12 protein-coding genes are annotated in these 15,840 nt (G+C 42.5%); 8 read left to right on the forward strand and 4 right to left on the reverse strand.

Features of this window, described 5'->3' with window-relative positions; translation table 11 throughout:
• Positions 1-25 precede the first annotated feature (25 nt).
• From EXT47_RS20460 to EXT47_RS20470, 3 genes are all read left to right on the forward strand, one after another.
• Positions 26-409: a DUF3192 domain-containing protein gene (locus tag EXT47_RS20460; protein ID WP_010377120.1), complete on the forward strand. Its 384-nt coding sequence runs from the start codon at positions 26-28 to the stop codon at positions 407-409.
• A gap of 167 nt (positions 410-576) precedes the next feature.
• Positions 577-2,268 (forward strand): hypothetical protein, encoded by a 1,692-nt coding sequence (locus tag EXT47_RS20465; protein WP_130127439.1) that lies wholly within the window; start codon positions 577-579, stop codon positions 2,266-2,268.
• 196 nt (positions 2,269-2,464) lie between these two features.
• Complete coding sequence (locus tag EXT47_RS20470; RefSeq protein ID WP_010377116.1) at positions 2,465-3,472, forward strand: isocitrate dehydrogenase; 1,008 nt, start codon at positions 2,465-2,467, stop codon at positions 3,470-3,472.
• A 34-nt stretch (positions 3,473-3,506) separates the two neighbouring features.
• On the opposite strand, the gene EXT47_RS20475 is transcribed toward EXT47_RS20470, so the two are convergent.
• Positions 3,507-6,479, reverse strand: a complete 2,973-nt coding sequence (locus tag EXT47_RS20475; protein WP_130127440.1) for an immune inhibitor A domain-containing protein — start codon at positions 6,477-6,479, stop codon at positions 3,507-3,509.
• 366 nt (positions 6,480-6,845) lie between these two features.
• On the opposite strand from EXT47_RS20475, the gene EXT47_RS20480 reads away from it, so the two are divergent.
• The 4 genes from EXT47_RS20480 to EXT47_RS20495 all read left to right on the forward strand — a co-directional run bounded on the left by EXT47_RS20480 (position 6,846) and on the right by EXT47_RS20495 (position 11,156).
• A complete protein-coding gene (locus EXT47_RS20480; RefSeq protein ID WP_130127441.1) occupies positions 6,846-8,567 on the forward strand; it encodes an acetolactate synthase 3 large subunit in 1,722 nt (573 codons plus the stop codon).
• Positions 8,567-9,064, forward strand: coding sequence for an acetolactate synthase small subunit (gene ilvN / locus EXT47_RS20485; RefSeq protein ID WP_010377111.1), 498 nt, complete (start codon positions 8,567-8,569; stop codon positions 9,062-9,064). Before EXT47_RS20480 ends, ilvN begins: the two co-directional genes overlap by 1 nt.
• 154 nt (positions 9,065-9,218) lie before the next feature.
• Complete coding sequence (locus EXT47_RS20490) at positions 9,219-9,719, forward strand: DUF4240 domain-containing protein (RefSeq protein WP_039495293.1); 501 nt, start codon at positions 9,219-9,221, stop codon at positions 9,717-9,719.
• Positions 9,720-9,923: 204 nt separating this feature from the next.
• Entirely contained in the window at positions 9,924-11,156 is a 1,233-nt protein-coding gene (locus EXT47_RS20495; protein ID WP_240701641.1) for an FG-GAP repeat protein, read from the forward strand.
• 394 nt (positions 11,157-11,550) lie between these two features.
• On the opposite strand, the gene EXT47_RS20500 is transcribed toward EXT47_RS20495, so the two are convergent.
• Both EXT47_RS20500 and EXT47_RS20505 read right to left on the reverse strand, forming a co-directional pair.
• Positions 11,551-12,000, reverse strand: coding sequence for a GNAT family N-acetyltransferase (locus EXT47_RS20500; RefSeq protein WP_130127442.1), 450 nt, complete (start codon positions 11,998-12,000; stop codon positions 11,551-11,553).
• A gap of 6 nt (positions 12,001-12,006) precedes the next feature.
• Positions 12,007-14,001: a methyl-accepting chemotaxis protein gene (locus tag EXT47_RS20505; protein ID WP_130127443.1), complete on the reverse strand. Its 1,995-nt coding sequence runs from the start codon at positions 13,999-14,001 to the stop codon at positions 12,007-12,009.
• Between the two features lie 233 nt (positions 14,002-14,234).
• On the opposite strand from EXT47_RS20505, the gene EXT47_RS20510 reads away from it, so the two are divergent.
• Complete coding sequence (locus EXT47_RS20510; protein ID WP_017216849.1) at positions 14,235-14,579, forward strand: hypothetical protein; 345 nt, start codon at positions 14,235-14,237, stop codon at positions 14,577-14,579.
• Between the two features lie 33 nt (positions 14,580-14,612).
• Here EXT47_RS20510 and asd read toward each other — a convergent pair whose 3' ends face one another.
• Complete coding sequence (gene asd / locus EXT47_RS20515; RefSeq protein ID WP_039495302.1) at positions 14,613-15,728, reverse strand: aspartate-semialdehyde dehydrogenase; 1,116 nt, start codon at positions 15,726-15,728, stop codon at positions 14,613-14,615.
• Between the last annotated feature and the right edge of the window lie 112 nt (positions 15,729-15,840).

Consider the following 15,840-nt stretch of genomic DNA (forward strand, 5'->3'; position numbering starts at 1 on the left):
TACCCATTCTTTATTGAGCAGTTAGATGATTAGGAAAATACTACAGTACATATTTCTTGGCCTTGCGGTTTACGTTACTGTGGTGTTTCTCGTGATCAATTATTATAAAGATGACCCGCAAGCGATGATTTGGCAGGACCGAGAAGCGTTTAACAATCGTTTCATTCGTAATCTTAGCCTTGAAAAGCCGACTGAGTTAGACACTGTGTTAGATACCTTGGGTAGCCCGGATCTAACGTATGTAAAGAAGAAACAAGACAATACGATTGTACAAATTGTGTTTTATCGCACTCAGCTTGTAAAACCAGATGGTATTACTACGGAAGATGAATGCACCGGGTTATTGTTTGAAAATGGCATATTAAAGCTTTGGGGACCTGGTGCTCGGGTCACATTTGATAAAGTGTGATACCAATTAAATTAATCTTCCAACCAATTTGAAGGGTAAAATACCATATTAGCTTCGTTAACAACGCCTCATTTAGAACAACTAAATAGCAATGGTTTTGCCTTGCTAACAAAGCTATTTTACCGTTTTAAAATAGACCGTTTACTTAATAAAATTGGTAAAGATAGATGGATGCAAGGATAGTTACTAGTAAAACGCTGTTCGCGATAGCCCAAGGTACACACAAAGTATTACGTCTTTATTATCACAAAGAGAAGTGGTCTTCTATCTACCCTACCTTAGTTAAACTTGCACAGCTTTATATGGACTGTTATGAGTCCTCGCCTAGTAGCATGCATGGACAACTTGGACTGTATTCACAAAACTTGGGTTACAACACTAATCTGGTCATGAATCAAAATGTGTTGGTTTGTATGGCTTGTCATCACTTAAAGTTTTCTCGTGCAGTAACCGAAGAGCTATTGCTTGCAAGCTTTGCGGACTATTTATGCGTAGCGAGAGAAAGCGATCAACTTGCAGCAGGTAAAAAGTTAGATGCACAGCAAGATAAGCTTTGGAAAGTTCGCCATCAATTGGCTGTACAAATACTGAGTGATGGGCAAACACCTAACTTGCAATGTTTGCGAATTTTATCTCGCCTTTCAAACTACGACAGCAAGCTAGTGGCTTCTACCCCTCAGCGCTTTAATGACCATGCTTCTTTGATTGTGGCAATCGCTCACCGATTAGCAAGCTTAATAACGCCAACACACAAGCAAAATTGCGTGGCTTTAGACAGAGCGATTAAGCTTCTTTATAGCAAGCTCAGTTATGCTTTTGCATTAAAAGTGCTGAGTGCAATTGCTGGGGCATTTGTTAAACATCCTGCGGGGTTGCTGTGCGAGATTAAAGGCGAAGTGGGCTTTTTGGTGATACAAAGCAATAGTGAAAAAATAATTGCTGTTGTCGAACAAGGGCAAACCAAAAAGCTGGCGAAGGCCAACCGTAAATTCCAGTTTCACTGTGGTTTAACTGCAACGACAGATGCAAAGCTACTTTACAATATCTGGGACCGAGCTGCTGAACCGGCAGCACTTCCATTTGGTTCTGAACATTTACATCTACTAGAAACAGTAAAAGCCTTATCTCACAGTCAATTTCAAAGTATTCGTGCACTTGAAAAGCTGATTTGCGAGTTCGATTCGGTGTCAAGTGCATTGCAGATAGCAGCAAAGCAGTATAACCGTGAAAATCTAAAAGCCGCATCGGTTAGGCACTCTCTCGCCATGGTAGGACTTGATGCAGCTGGATTACTGGCGCAGCGAGTATTGCTTGAGCAGATCATAGCCAATCATAAGCTTCCTTTCACAGAAGATATCGTGCATAAATATGGCGTAATTAGTCAAATCATCGCCTTATATGTTGGTGAAAGTTATGGTGAACAATTTGAGCGTTTATTGTCGCCATTTGCAGCGGTTATTGTATTTTTAGTGACTAAACAAGGGGTAGAGATCCAACATGCCACTGCACTCCATTCTCGTGAGTATTCAGAAGAACTAGTATCCATTGCTAACCTATTTGGGATCCGCGCAATAGCAAAAGATAAATACCTAGACTTTAATCAGCAGTATTTTAAAAAAAGCATTCTTCATAAGGCAATGCTAGATAGCGAAACGTTAAAAAAATCTCAGACCAACACACAGTGTAAACTGTTCATTTTTATTAAACTGATTGCACTTAAAGTGATATCACCCACTTTTGTGTTAACTGCATGGCAAAAACAATTAGTCGATGACGTATTAGCTGAAAGTCGTTTTGTTACCGCACAAAAGTTTGATGTAGCGCTACTAGAGGCCGGATTTTACTCATCTATTGCCTGATATTTATTCTATAAATACTATCAATAACAAGCATAAATCATATGTATGTCATTTTTTCATTCCATACTGGAATAAGACCTAATTAATTGCTATAAAACGCGGCTTAAACAAGCGAACGTACACCTTTGTTAATTTCTACTAAACTTAGTCTGCAATTCTTCTCGGGTGTATTCCAACTTTTGATAAAGGAAAAAACATGGCACAGCAAACCATCACAGTTATCCGTGGCGACGGCATTGGCCCTAGCATCATCGATTCAGCAATCGAGATCTTAAAAGCCGTAGGTTGCGACTATGAATACGAGTACGTAGACGCAGGTTTGGCTGCTTTAGAAAAAACAGGTGAATTACTTCCAGCAGCAACGCTAGAAGCAATTGAGCGTAACAAAATCACGCTAAAGGGCCCATTAACTACACCTGTTGGCGAAGGTTTCACTTCAATCAACGTGACATTGCGTAAGCATTTTGGCCTTTACGCAAACGTTCGTCCAGTTAAGTCATTTGAAGGTACTAAAGCACGTTACGATGATATTGATATCATTACCGTACGTGAAAACACGCAAGGTATGTACTCAGGTCTTGGTCAAGTTGTCTCTGAAGATGGCAACGAAGCGGAAGCAATGTCAAAGATCACTCGCGAAGGTGCTGAAAAGATCGTAACTTTCGCTTATGAGTTAGCGCAGCGTGAAGGTCGTAAGAAAGTAACAGCGGTTCACAAAGCGAACATCCTAAAATCAACTTCAGGTCTATTCCTTAAAGTTGCTCGTGAAGTGGGTGAGCGTTACCCTGAAATTGAATCAGCAGAAATGATCGTTGATGCTACTTGTATGAAACTTGTAATGACACCTGAAGAGTTTGATGTGATCGTCACAACAAACCTTTTCGGTGATATCCTTTCTGATCTTTGTGCGGGTCTTGTTGGTGGTCTTGGTATGGCGCCAGGTGCAAACATTGGTACTGATGCTGCAATCTTTGAAGCGGTTCACGGTAGCGCACCAGATATCGCAGGCAAAAACCTTGCAAACCCAACTTCTGTTATTCTAGCTTCAATTCAAATGCTTGAGTACTTAGGCGAAGCTGATAAAGCGGAAAAAATCCGCAGTGCAGTAGCTGACGTTATCAAGAGCGGTGACCGTACAACGCGCGATCTTGGTGGTAGCCACGGCACTACCGATTTCACACAGGCGGTAATTGAGCGCCTTTAATTCTTAACGCTCAATTTAATCCTTGGGTGGTGCGTTAGCACCACCTTCTTCTTAATCCCACTAGTACTCCACCAATTAACGCAAACCATCCGATACTGCCGCCAGACGATCCGCTATCACCAGAATCTATCGGCGTTGTTGTTGGTGCCGTTACTGTGATCTCAACAGTGCCTTTCGCGCTTTGATCTGCACCATCCGATAGCGTTAACACGACATCATATGTACCCGCTTGAGCGTAACTATGCGTTGTAGTTAAACCAGAATCTTGTGTGCCATCACCGAAATCCCAATTAGCTTGATAGTTACCATCACCACCAACAGCAGTTGCGACAAAGCTTGCCTGTAAGTTCGATGTGGTCGCTGTGGCTTCAATGCTTAGAGGTACTACGACTGTCACTGAGGTTGATTTAGTTACCGCTTCACCTCCGGCGTCTTTCACATTAAGCGTTACCGTGTATGTGCCGCTCAGCTCATAGATATGTTCAATTGAGTTTGATGTTGATGTTGCTCCATCACCAAAGTTCCACTCAAGCTCATAAGGCGCTTTACCACCATTGATCTCGGCATTGAAGACAAAGCCTTGCCCTACTGCGGTCGCCTTGATATCACCGACTGTAAGCGGGATTGGCTCGACGTTGCCAACGCTAACATTTGAACTCAGCGCTGAACTGCTCCCGTCAGCTTTGGTTCGTGTGAACATTACCGTATAGTTGCCAATATCTTGATAGCTGTGAACAGGTGAAAGCGCGTTACTTGTTTGACCATCACCAAAGCTCCACAAAAAACTATCTGATTCGTTTAATGCTAAGCCTTTGACATTAAACTTAACGGTGTTTTGAGATTGTACTTGAGTGATTTTAGGGTCGCTGAGATAAATTACACCGACTTGCGCGCTGCTTGCATCTTCTTCTATGGTATTCAATCTAAGTTGAACACCAAAACTTGGCAAACTAACACCTGACTCCTTTTGGATTGAGAAAGTGTAATCCTGAGTATCATCAAACGTACTGATTGGCGTGAGATGTTGATCGCCAAGACCTGCTTTTTGAGTATCTAAACGCAGTGTTGCATCTTTGACTTGAATAATACTCGTTGCGGGTGTCGTACCGTCGGCTTTGAAAATTGGGTTTTGGTCTTGGTCAATCACCAACATATCGCCTGAGCCGGGGTGTAACGAAGTGGAGTTATTGCTTTGCCCATCGTTGCTGTACCACATCAACACACCAGAATTGTAACCAGACAAAGACAAACCCGCATCCAACCCTCTAAATGAGCGTAAATGCGCGTAGTAAGCGTTACCAGATTTAGCTCTATAGCCGGAAATCTTACGAAAACCGTTGTAGACTAAGTCGTTTGTTGGCTCTGCGGTATTGGTATAAATTTGCGTACCATCCGCTGTCACTGAGATGTTATCTAGTAATACCCCTTTAAGTGTTTCAAAATCGTCAGTTTGATAAACGAATGTTACGGTGACAGTTTGTCCTCGGTACGCTGAGATATCAAAATCTAGCGTAATTGGGTTAGCCCCAAAAGAAGATGACTCGCCATCCATGTAGTGAGTGACATTGGCATAATTTGGATGGTTTGATTTTGTTGTATTGCCAGCTATTGGCTGCCCATTTACCGCCACTTGGAAAATATCGTAGTTAAGCTCGATACTATAATTTGCAAGCATGGATAATGAAATTTGGCTTGCGTTAGGCAAGCTTACGGTAAAACTTGCTTGGTTATTGAGTTTGTCGTCTTGTCCGGAGTAATAGTGATAATTTCCATCAAGTGGCGCTACAAATTCCTCTAGTTCCGCAGGCAAATTTATCTTTATTTGATTCGTAGTACCATTGTTCACCCCAATATCTGTGAGTGTTACCGTTTGTTCTGTACTCAAATCATCAAACGTGTACTCGGTTTGGGTTAACCAATTACCTGCGTAATTTTGTTGCAAAAACTCAAGGCTTTTAGGGGAGAACTGGGTGGGTTGCGAGCCACTTAATTGACCTAAGTAACTGCCTGAAGACATGACTGACCACAGCGCAACAGGTTCACCTATGTCATTGGAATTTAAGTCGTATTCGTCCGGTAATCCGAGGTCATGACCAAATTCATGGACAACCACACCGATTGCAGCATCAATAGGATTAATAGTGTAGTTATAAACCTTGTAATTGGTATCTGGAATTGTCTTTGGCTGGTTGTTTTCATCAAATACGAAGAAGCGATGTGACCAAATTGCGTCAGTATCTAATACGCCGCCACCTGCTTCTTGACCGATACTTGAATGAAATAACATGACATGGTCAATAATGCCGTCAGGCTCAAGGCGGTTGCCATCACCATCTATGTCATTCAAATCTGTTTTATCGTACTCAGATAAGTCGATATTAAATTGCGTTACAGCTTTGCTTACAGCTTCAAACACCAACTCTTCCGGTCTTAAGTCTCGGGTATCGCCTTCTTGTTCACCATAGTAGGCTGCATTTTGAGCGGCTCTTACCCAGCCAAATGCATTGCCAGATACCTTGAAGCTTCCGCCTGAGGCCGCTTGATAAAACTGGGTAGCGGATTGCAACGATTCGTTGTTAGGCCCGTTATAGCCACTATCCGAATACAATAATGATTGGTAGTGAGACGCGGGGTAGCTTGGGTAGTACATATCAGTATCACCCGGGTTTAGTCGGTTTTGGTCGTTAGGCAAATCCGGGAAATCGACCAGAATAGCAAGGATTTTGGCTTCATTAAGTGTTTGCGCCGTGCCCACCGCAAATTGTTTGCCCAACTTAGTATTGCCAAGGTGCACATTTTTAATTGCATAAGGTGTTTTTATTTGGCTGGCAATGGGCTTTGTTTTGGTGAATTGCTCAATTGCAATTTTCCGCTCGTATTCACTCAGTGTGCGGCCGAGCTTTTTCTCCTGCCAGTAGATAACCTGATCTTTGTAGAGCACCTGCGCTGACGCAGCACTTGATAGCAGCGTGACCGATGACAATATGCTTAGTTTAAAAATATTCATCTAAGAGACCCCAGTACAATTGAGTTTTAAGTTTAGCATTTTTATCGCTTTGTTCCCGTATAAGTGCTACTAAATAAAAAATCTAATTGGTGGTGAATTTTAAATTGAAATGTAATATTTCAACATTTGAAAGGTGGAAAGGTGGAATTTATATCTAATACTGTGTAGGCTAACTTTGAAATCAACTTAAAGGCAAAATAATGACTAATTTCTTTCAACTAATCGTTCTCGTGGTGGTACTGGTCTCTTCATAGAGTTCAGCGGGGAGCTATTACTTGAAAGAAATACTCAAACCCCGCAACCAGCGGGGTTTTTTTTTGATTTTAGAAATATAACAGGCACGCACAGTCAACGAGGAATGAGGTAATGGCAGAGCAATACAACGGCTCCGAGCTAGTAGTAAAAGCATTGAGCGCATTAAAAGTAAAATACATATTTGGCTATCCCGGCGGATCGGTTCTTGATCTTTATGATGCCTTGTTTCAGCAATCAGATATTGAGCATATCTTGGTTAGACATGAGCAAGCAGCAACCCACATGGCAGACGGTTATGCCAGAGCTACGGGAGATGTCGGTGTCGTCCTTGCGACCAGTGGCCCTGGTGCCACTAACTGCATTACAGGGATCGCGACGGCTTATATGGATTCAATCCCAATGGTTGTACTCTCAGGGCAAGTACCTTCAAACCTAATCGGCGATGATGCGTTTCAAGAAACGGATATAGTTGGTTGCTCTCGTCCTATCGTTAAACACAGTTTTAACTGCCGCGATGCGACAAAAATCCCAGAAGTATTAGCTAAAGCATTTTATCTAGCAAACTCTGGTAGACCGGGACCGGTTGTGGTTGAGCTGCCAAAAGATATTTTAAACCCCGCGCTTAAATTCGATTATCAGATGCCTGAACAGATTGATATGCGTACTTACAACCCGAGTGTAAAGGGGCATTCCAAGCAGATCCGCAAAGCGGTTGAAGCCATTATTGAAGCGAAGCGTTTGGTTATCTATTCTGGTGGCGGCATTATTCTTTCGAATACCTCAGAAAAACTAACTGAGCTGGTTGAGAAACTAAACGCGCCTATCACCAATACCCTAATGGGTCTTGGCGGGATCAGTGGCACACACCCTAACTTTATTGGCATGTTAGGGATGCACGGTAGTCTTGAAGCGAATAAGGCGATGGCGAATGCCGATGTTATCTTAGCGTTAGGGGCGCGTTTTGATGACCGTGTGACCAATAACGTTAAGAAGTTTTGTCCGGATGCCAAAATTGTCCACGTTGATGTGGATCCAACTTCAATTTCTAAGACCATTCAAGCGCATATTCCAGTTGTGGGCTGCTTAGATACGGTGATGGAGCAATTGCTACGCGGTATCGAAAAAAGCGAGAAGCGCATCGACCGCGCCGCACAAGAAGATTGGTGGCAAGCAATTACCACATGGCGCGCTCAGAAGTGTTTGTCGTTTACAGCGGGTGTTGAAAAAATCAAGCCGCAAACGGTTATCGAAAAGCTATACCAAATGACCAGCGGTGACGCGTATATTTGCTCAGACGTAGGACAACACCAGATGTTTGCAGCGCAGTACTACCCGTTTAAATCACCTCGTCAATGGATCAATTCAGGCGGTCTTGGCACCATGGGGTTTGGCTTACCCGCTGCGATGGGCGTAAAAATGGCATTCCCGCAAAGTGAAGTATTATGCGTAACTGGGGATGGTTCTATCCAAATGAATATTCAGGAGCTTTCAACCTGTTTGCAATACGGCCTTGCTGTCAAGGTCATCTCGTTAAACAATCGCTCGCTTGGTATGGTGCGCCAATGGCAAGACATGATGTATGAGGGACGTCACGCAAGCTCTTATATGGAATCACTGCCTGATTTTGTTGCGCTTGCCGAGAGTTATGGTCATGTCGGTATTCGGGTTGATAAACCTGAGCAACTTGATGCGGCGCTGGAAAAAGCAATGTCGATTAAAGACCGACTTGTATTTTTAGATATTTTGGTTGATGAGTCTGAACATGTGTATCCGATGCAAATTAAGCAAGGTGCGATAGACGAGATGTGGTTGAAAAAAGGAGTAAAAGCATAATGAGAAGAATACTATCGATTTTATTAGAGAATGAACCTGGCTCTCTTTCTCGTATTGTGGGTTTATTTTCTCAACGTGCGTACAACATTGACAGCTTAACAGTGGGTACAACTGCAGACAAAACGCTATCTCGTATCACCATCACGACCCAAGGCGATGACCGCATTGTTGAACAAATCACCAAGCAAGTTAACAAGCTGGTGGATGTGCTTAAGGTTATAGATTTAACTGATATGCAGCACATTGAAAGAGAGCTGCTACTGGTAAAAGTCTATGCCAGAGATGAAGTAACACGAGCTGCTATCAATCGTGTTGCTGAGGTGTTCCAAGCCAGCATTATAGATATGGGCAAGCAAAGTTATATATTACAGATGGTAAGCTCAGCCGACCGTCTTGAGTCTTTCTTGGATCTATTACGTCACGAAAGCGACATTATTGAACTTGTGCGTTCTGGCGCGGTAGGTATTGGCCGTGGTGACAAAGCACTGAAAGGATAAAATTACTTACCTTTTAGCTATCACTGTTATCTTTTGGGCGGGTGAGTACATTGTATCATGTACAACCCGCTGCAGTTACTTTGCATGGCGGCTTCGATTTACTCTCATTAGGTTACTGGCTATAATCTCGTTTTTATCAAGTTAGATTACGCACATGGAACTCGAACGCTTCTGGCAGCTTGTCACCGCTCCCGATCATTCAAACGATAATGAATATTTAAAAACGCGTTTATCACCGCTAAGTTCAGAAGAAATTGCTCAGTTCGATGCATTATATACCAAAGAACTAAGAGCACTGTGGCATTGGGATAACTGGAAAGTGGCCTACGTGATTGCAGGCTGTAATAGCGAATATGACTTCTTAGATTTTTGTAATTGGATCATTAGTCGCGGCCCTGAAGCGGTAAGCGTACTCACTGCGGAACCAGACGAATTAGCTAATAAGTTTGCTATTCCGAATAAAGACGACCTGCCCTACCCGTTTATTGACGAATTAGATTTAGTTGCAGGGTTGCTTTTTGAAGAAAAAAATCAAGACGAACTCCCATATCACAGTGTCGTGAACTTTCCGCCGCAAGGTAAAAAATTTAAAAATAAACCAAAACAGTTAAAGGCTGAACTACCTCTACTTTTTGGTCAATATTGGCTTGGATAAGGTTTAGTTTATTGTTTTATATGATGGGTTTTGGTTGTTCTAGAATTAGATGCTGAAACTCATTATTACCATCGCAAAATGTCACTGCTCCAGACGCTTATCAATCCTTCTCGCCAACAAAAAAAACTTAAGAACACATCCTCTTGTTAAGTCGTAAGCAGTGGAATACTATGTTGATTCCCTATATCGAAAACAAAAAGAATAATGATGAAAGCCCCCTCCTCCTCTATTTTAAAATACTTCCCTAGTTTGGCGTTAGTGATAGCCTGTCAAAGTATGGCTGTGCAGCAAAAGTTGTTAGCCGATGACGGTAAAGCAGAAGATCAGTTTGGTTATAGCGTAGCGATAGACGGCACAACTGCATTAGTTGGTGCCCATAAAGTGGATGCAAATACGAGTCAGGATATTGGTGCGGCTTACCTATACACGCTAGGTGCGTCTGGCTGGCAGCAACAAGCAAAGCTCATCGCGCAGCCTGCCAATGCAGGCGACACGCTTGGCGGCAATGTTGCCCTTAAGAATAATATTGCCATGCTTGGTGCTATAAATCGGGACGATAGAGGAGAAAATGCCGGTGCGGTGTTTGCTTTTGAGCGCACAGAAAATAGCTGGGTACAAAAACAAATTTTAACCGCCAACGATGCAAAAGCGGGTGATGCCTTTGGACAAAGCATTGCCCTCACCGAGCAATTTTTAGTGATCGGTGCACCACATAGCGATGCGCCACACAAAGACTCAGGTTCAGCGTATGTATACGAGAGAGAAAACAATAGCTGGCATTTTCAGTCAAAGTTGACGGCAAGGGATGGCGCTGATGGAGACTTATTCGGAATTAGCGTAGCAATAGATGGCGATACCATTTTAGTCGGCGCAGATTTGAATGATGAAAAAGCAGAAAAAGCTGGTGCGGTTTATGTTTATCAATTCGATGGTAAAAAGTGGAATTCGCAAGCAAAACTGATGGCAAATGATGGTGGGAACACCGATATTTTTGGTGTTCGCGTGGCTATTTTTGGAGATACAGCCCTTATTTCTGCCAGAAGAGATGATATCGATGGGATAGGTAAAGATGCCGGCTCTGCTTATCTGTTTGAGAGAACAAATGATAAATGGACACAAACTCAAAAATTAGTGGCTCCAGATGCCAAAGCGGATGATAGATTTGCACGCGGTGTTGCGTTAAGTAAGGACATGGCGTTTATCACCGCCATGCACCATGATGAAAAAGGTAATAACGCGGGGGCACTTTATCTATACAAAAAACAACAAGGCCAATGGCAATATGCGTCTAAGGTATTTGCCAATGATGCAGCGCCAGAAGATAGGTTTGGTTGGAATATTGCGGTTTCAAATAACACCGCCATCATCGCAACTCCCCACTGCGATGACAAAGGAGAAGGCTCAGGTGCCGCCTATATTCTGGATTTGGGGGAATAATAGCGATTGGTAATGTCTGAGCTTGGTTCGTTAAGCTCAGACTTTGGCTGTCAGGGTATATTGATAGACTCTTATAACTGTTGGTTTGATGCCATTCTGAATCGTTCAAGCAACTAGAAAGACTTTAAAGAAGACATTCGGTATCGGTTAAATAAACGACGCCCGTTTTTTACGCGTTGCTTGACCGATAGAGAACTTATTTCATGTGTTTATTATATATATGACCTTATAGGTTTAACTCGCCTTCGAATTTAAGCTTTGATAACTTGTTCGCTCTGCCTTGCGTATATTTACCCGCGCGACCTTCAGCGCTAACTTTCGTTTGCGACACGTATTAGCTGAAAACGCCAAAGTACACGTTCGAGCTATCTGAAGTTCATATTACTTCGTCTTACTAGTACTGCCCTTTTATGCGAACCATTTCATTCGCATACACTGACTCGCCATTATATTCAGTGAGAAATTCATCAGACACTTCGAATCCGTATGCCTTGTATAACTCCTTAGCAGGCTCATTTGTCTTGGCGACAAAAAGGTTCGCCTTGCCGCATATTTGTGACAAAAGGAATTCAAGTATTTTTCTTCCGATTCCGTTTCCTCTAGCACTAGGGCAAACAAATAGTGCTCTAATCTCTGACCCAAATATTGCTCCAAAACCAAGAATATTCCCATCATCAAAAACGTATATCTTTGATTCCTTTAGTGCAGATAGTCTCTTTTCATCATCTTCTAGAGGTAAGAGCTTAAATGTCTTTTTCTCAAAACGAAGCTCATCCAGCTTAGATTTTGAATAGATCTCCAAAACTCTTGGATAATCGTTCTCGCTGAACTCTCGAATATTCATCGGGTGCTAGCTCTTATCAATTTTAAATATATCCATTGTGCGTTGTAGCGTATCGCTATTTAGTTTCATATCTTTAAACAATTCATTTAACGCTTTCGATGTATCTAATTCATGGTTTGCGGCTTCAAGCACTGCGGAGGTGTTTTGTGATATATCGGCGGCGACTTCTGATTGTTCGCAGGCTGCGGTGGCAACTGAGGTCGTTAGCTTTTCAACATGCGAACTGTGTTCGTTTACTCTGAGCGATACTTTACGCGTTTCTTCTACTTCGTTCATGGTATTTTGTGTGAGCAGTGTGTTTTCTCTGATTGATTTAACAACGCTTTGGCTTATTTCTGACAAGCTAAGTAACAGTGTGGAAATTTGCTCTGAAGATTGTTTACTGTTGTTTGCAAGTCCACGCACTTCATCGGCTACAACTGCAAAGCCACGACCGTGCTCGCCTGCGCGGGCTGCTTCTATTGCGGCATTGAGTGCAAGCAAGTTAGTTTGCTCGGCAACACTGCGAATGGAGTCCAAGATAGTATTTATCTCAGAAACCTGCTTTTCCATACTCGCGGCCATCTCGTCGACGGCGTTCATACTCGTCGAGAGGGTTTTCATAGTGTCTAAGTTCTTTTGGTTGTCTGCAAGTAACTGTTGTGATTCGATGTTAAGTTGGTCGCTGGCATCCAGTGTATCTTGCGCGAGTTTTGCGATTTCTTGGCTGGTTGCGGCCATTTCTTCTATTGCAACCGCAATAGAAGATGCCATGCCTTGGGTTTTTTGTGCATCCTCATTGACGTTAGAGGCTGCTAAATGCATTTTTTCGCCAAGCCTTGTACCTACCTGCACCGACTTGGCTAAGCCAACCATTAAATCTTTAAACGCATAAATCGTATTGTAAATTGACTCGGAGATTTGCCCAAGTTCGTCGCGCGTGTTTAAGCGCATATCTAAAGTTAAGTCGCCCTCTTCAGCTACGCGTTTTAATATGCTCGTTAATTGTGAAAGCTCCGAGCGTAATGAGCGAATGAGGTGAAAGTTGACGAGCGCGATAAAGCTGAGAACGACGACAAAAAGCACAAACATTAAGATACTTTCAAATGCGATATCTGATTTGTGCTTTTGGCTATCTTTAATTGTTATTTCCCATACGGAATCGAGTTTGGTCTTGAACTTACCGATTAAACTTGTCGCAGCAGAAAACCACTCGGCACTTGAAGGTAAGCGACTAAAGTCAACTTCCCCTTGGCTTTCAAGAGTATCAAGAATTTGATTGAACGCTTTTGCCTCGCTTGAAGATAAAATAGTTTGTACGTTGCTTTGGCCTGTACCTTCGAGTGCGGTTTCTAATTGATGTAATGACATCTCTAGCTGTTGGCGATAGTACTTGATATCGTCTTTGAGGGTGTATGACATTGCTTTTTTCGCAAGCACGCCATTCACTTTGCCACGGATCTGTCCAAGGCGCTCTTTACTTTGGGCAATAAGGAAAGCAATAGAAAGTTCAGAAGATAGGGTTCTATCTGATACGTAGGCTTGAATTTTTGCTGCTGTGTTTAATGAAACTTGATTAAGTTTGCTGTAGTAAGCAAAGGCATTACTGCTATTCTTCCTGTCAACCTCACCTCTTACGCGGTTCTTATCGGCTTCCACTTCAAAAATATAAGGTAACCATTTTCGCACATTTTTATCTTTAAGAAACAGTGAAGAGTGAATACTCTTAAGCGTTGATATTGTTTGGTCGGCAATTTCACGTTGCGCGTCGACCTTTCGTTTGTTATCACTACTTGGATTACCAAGGAACCCTGCCGTTAAGCCGCGCTCTACCGCATGGTGATGCGCTACTTTCTCAATGGCGTCGAGTAAAACGACATAGTTGATATCTTGATCGGCCGCATTGTACTGTCTCCAGTTATTCAAAACGTTTTTGCCAACTAAAAATAGTAAAAATGCAAGCAGTGAGAAAGAACTTATCATCGTGAGCTGCATAATCGAAAATCTTTTCAAAATACCCATTCGTCTCTCCGTAGCGCGAGCGTAGATTATTGTTTAATCAAGGTAACTATAGTCCAACAAAATTAAGGTGAGATATTTTGTAACAAACATCGTAATTGAATTAGCGTTTTGAGGCAGTAAGGATATGATAAATGTTACTTGAAGTAATTTTTCTGAAAACAAATGGTAATGCAGTGTTGCTACCTTCTTGTTGCTAATAATGGTATTGGCGTCAAAATTAAATAGAGGAATGTATGAAAGGATTTATCAAACTAATGTTAGTGAGCCTTGCGCTTATCTCATTAAAGTCATATGCGGTCATATTTACGTGTAAAGGCATCGTGTACGACCTTTACTCAAAAGGTGACAACCGTTATGAAGTAAGGTTTGAGCGTGAGTCTGGTTTCGACCTTGAGCCTGTTGTGATCTATCCAGAACAGCACTATCTGTTAGGGCCTGTACTGGATGCTATCCGTGAAGGTGAAAAGTATCGTACTGTGTATAGCCTTGTTATTGAAAACAGAGATGGCGGGAACATTAAATGCCACGATGGTGAGAGTGAAAATGCCTTAATCGGTCTTACAAAAGTCATCGATTAAAAAAACAAAAGGCGCCAACGGCGCCTTTAGAAATTAACCTGTAATGATCCTTAACATTCTACGAAGTGGCTCTGCCGCCCCCCATAAAAGTTGATCACCAACAGTAAATGCACTGATATATTTTTCACCCATTGTGAGCTTTCTTATCCTGCCTACAGGAATACTCAGTGTGCCAGTAACATTTACCGGAGTTAGCTCTTTTGCCGTAATATCACGCTCATTTGGAATGACGCGAACCCATTCATTATGCGCCGCTAGAATTTCCTCTATTTCTTCGACGCTTCGATTTTCACGTAACTTGATGGTGAGCGCTTGTGAATGACAGCGCATCGCGCCAATTCGTACGCACAACCCGTCGATAGGAATAGGCTGTTTTGACGAGCCAAGGATTTTGTTTGCTTCTACTTGTGCTTTCCATTCTTCTTTACTTTGACCAGACGGCATTGGAACGTCAATCCATGGAATTAAGCTGCCGGCTAACGGCACACCAAATTGATCTTGTGGTAAAGATTCATCTTTGATTTTTTCTGCCACTAGCTTATCGATTTCTAAGATGGCTGAACTTGGGTCGTCAAGTTGTGCTTTAACCGAGCTGTGGATCTCACCCATTTGATTGATGAGTTCACGCATATTTCTTGCGCCTGCACCTGATGCCGCTTGATAGGTCATCGGGCTCACCCACTCTATTAAGTCTTGCTCGAATAAACCACCAAGCGCAAGTAGCATAAGAGAAACCGTGCAATTACCACCGACAAAGGTTTTTACACCTTGTTCAAGACCTTGTTGAATGACATCTTTGTTGACAGGGTCAAGCACAATAATACTGTCTTTTTCCATTCTCAGTGCTGAGGCTGCATCTATCCAATAGCCTTCCCAGCCCTGTTCACGCAATGAAGGATATACAGATTTGGTATAATCTCCGCCTTGGCAGGAGATGATAATATCCATTTCGCTAAGCGATTGAATATCGCTTGCGTCTTGAAGCGGCTTTGGCTCACCACCGCCTTCAACAACGGGGCCGAGTTGACCTGCTTGTGAGGTAGTAAAGAAGTGTGGATCAATGACATCAAAGTCATTTTCTTGCTGCATACGCTCCATTAGCACGGAGCCAACCATTCCACGCCAGCCGACGAGTCCTACTTTTTTCATGTTATGTGCCTTAATTCTTGATTATACGGATCATTGCGTGAGTCGTATGTCTAGATGGCTACCATAGCAAAAGAATACGCGGTGGACTAGCTAGAAATTAGGAATTTAATAA

This window comes from Pseudoalteromonas sp. CO342X, assembly GCF_004208915.1.
Classification (GTDB): domain Bacteria; phylum Pseudomonadota; class Gammaproteobacteria; order Enterobacterales; family Alteromonadaceae; genus Pseudoalteromonas; species Pseudoalteromonas maricaloris.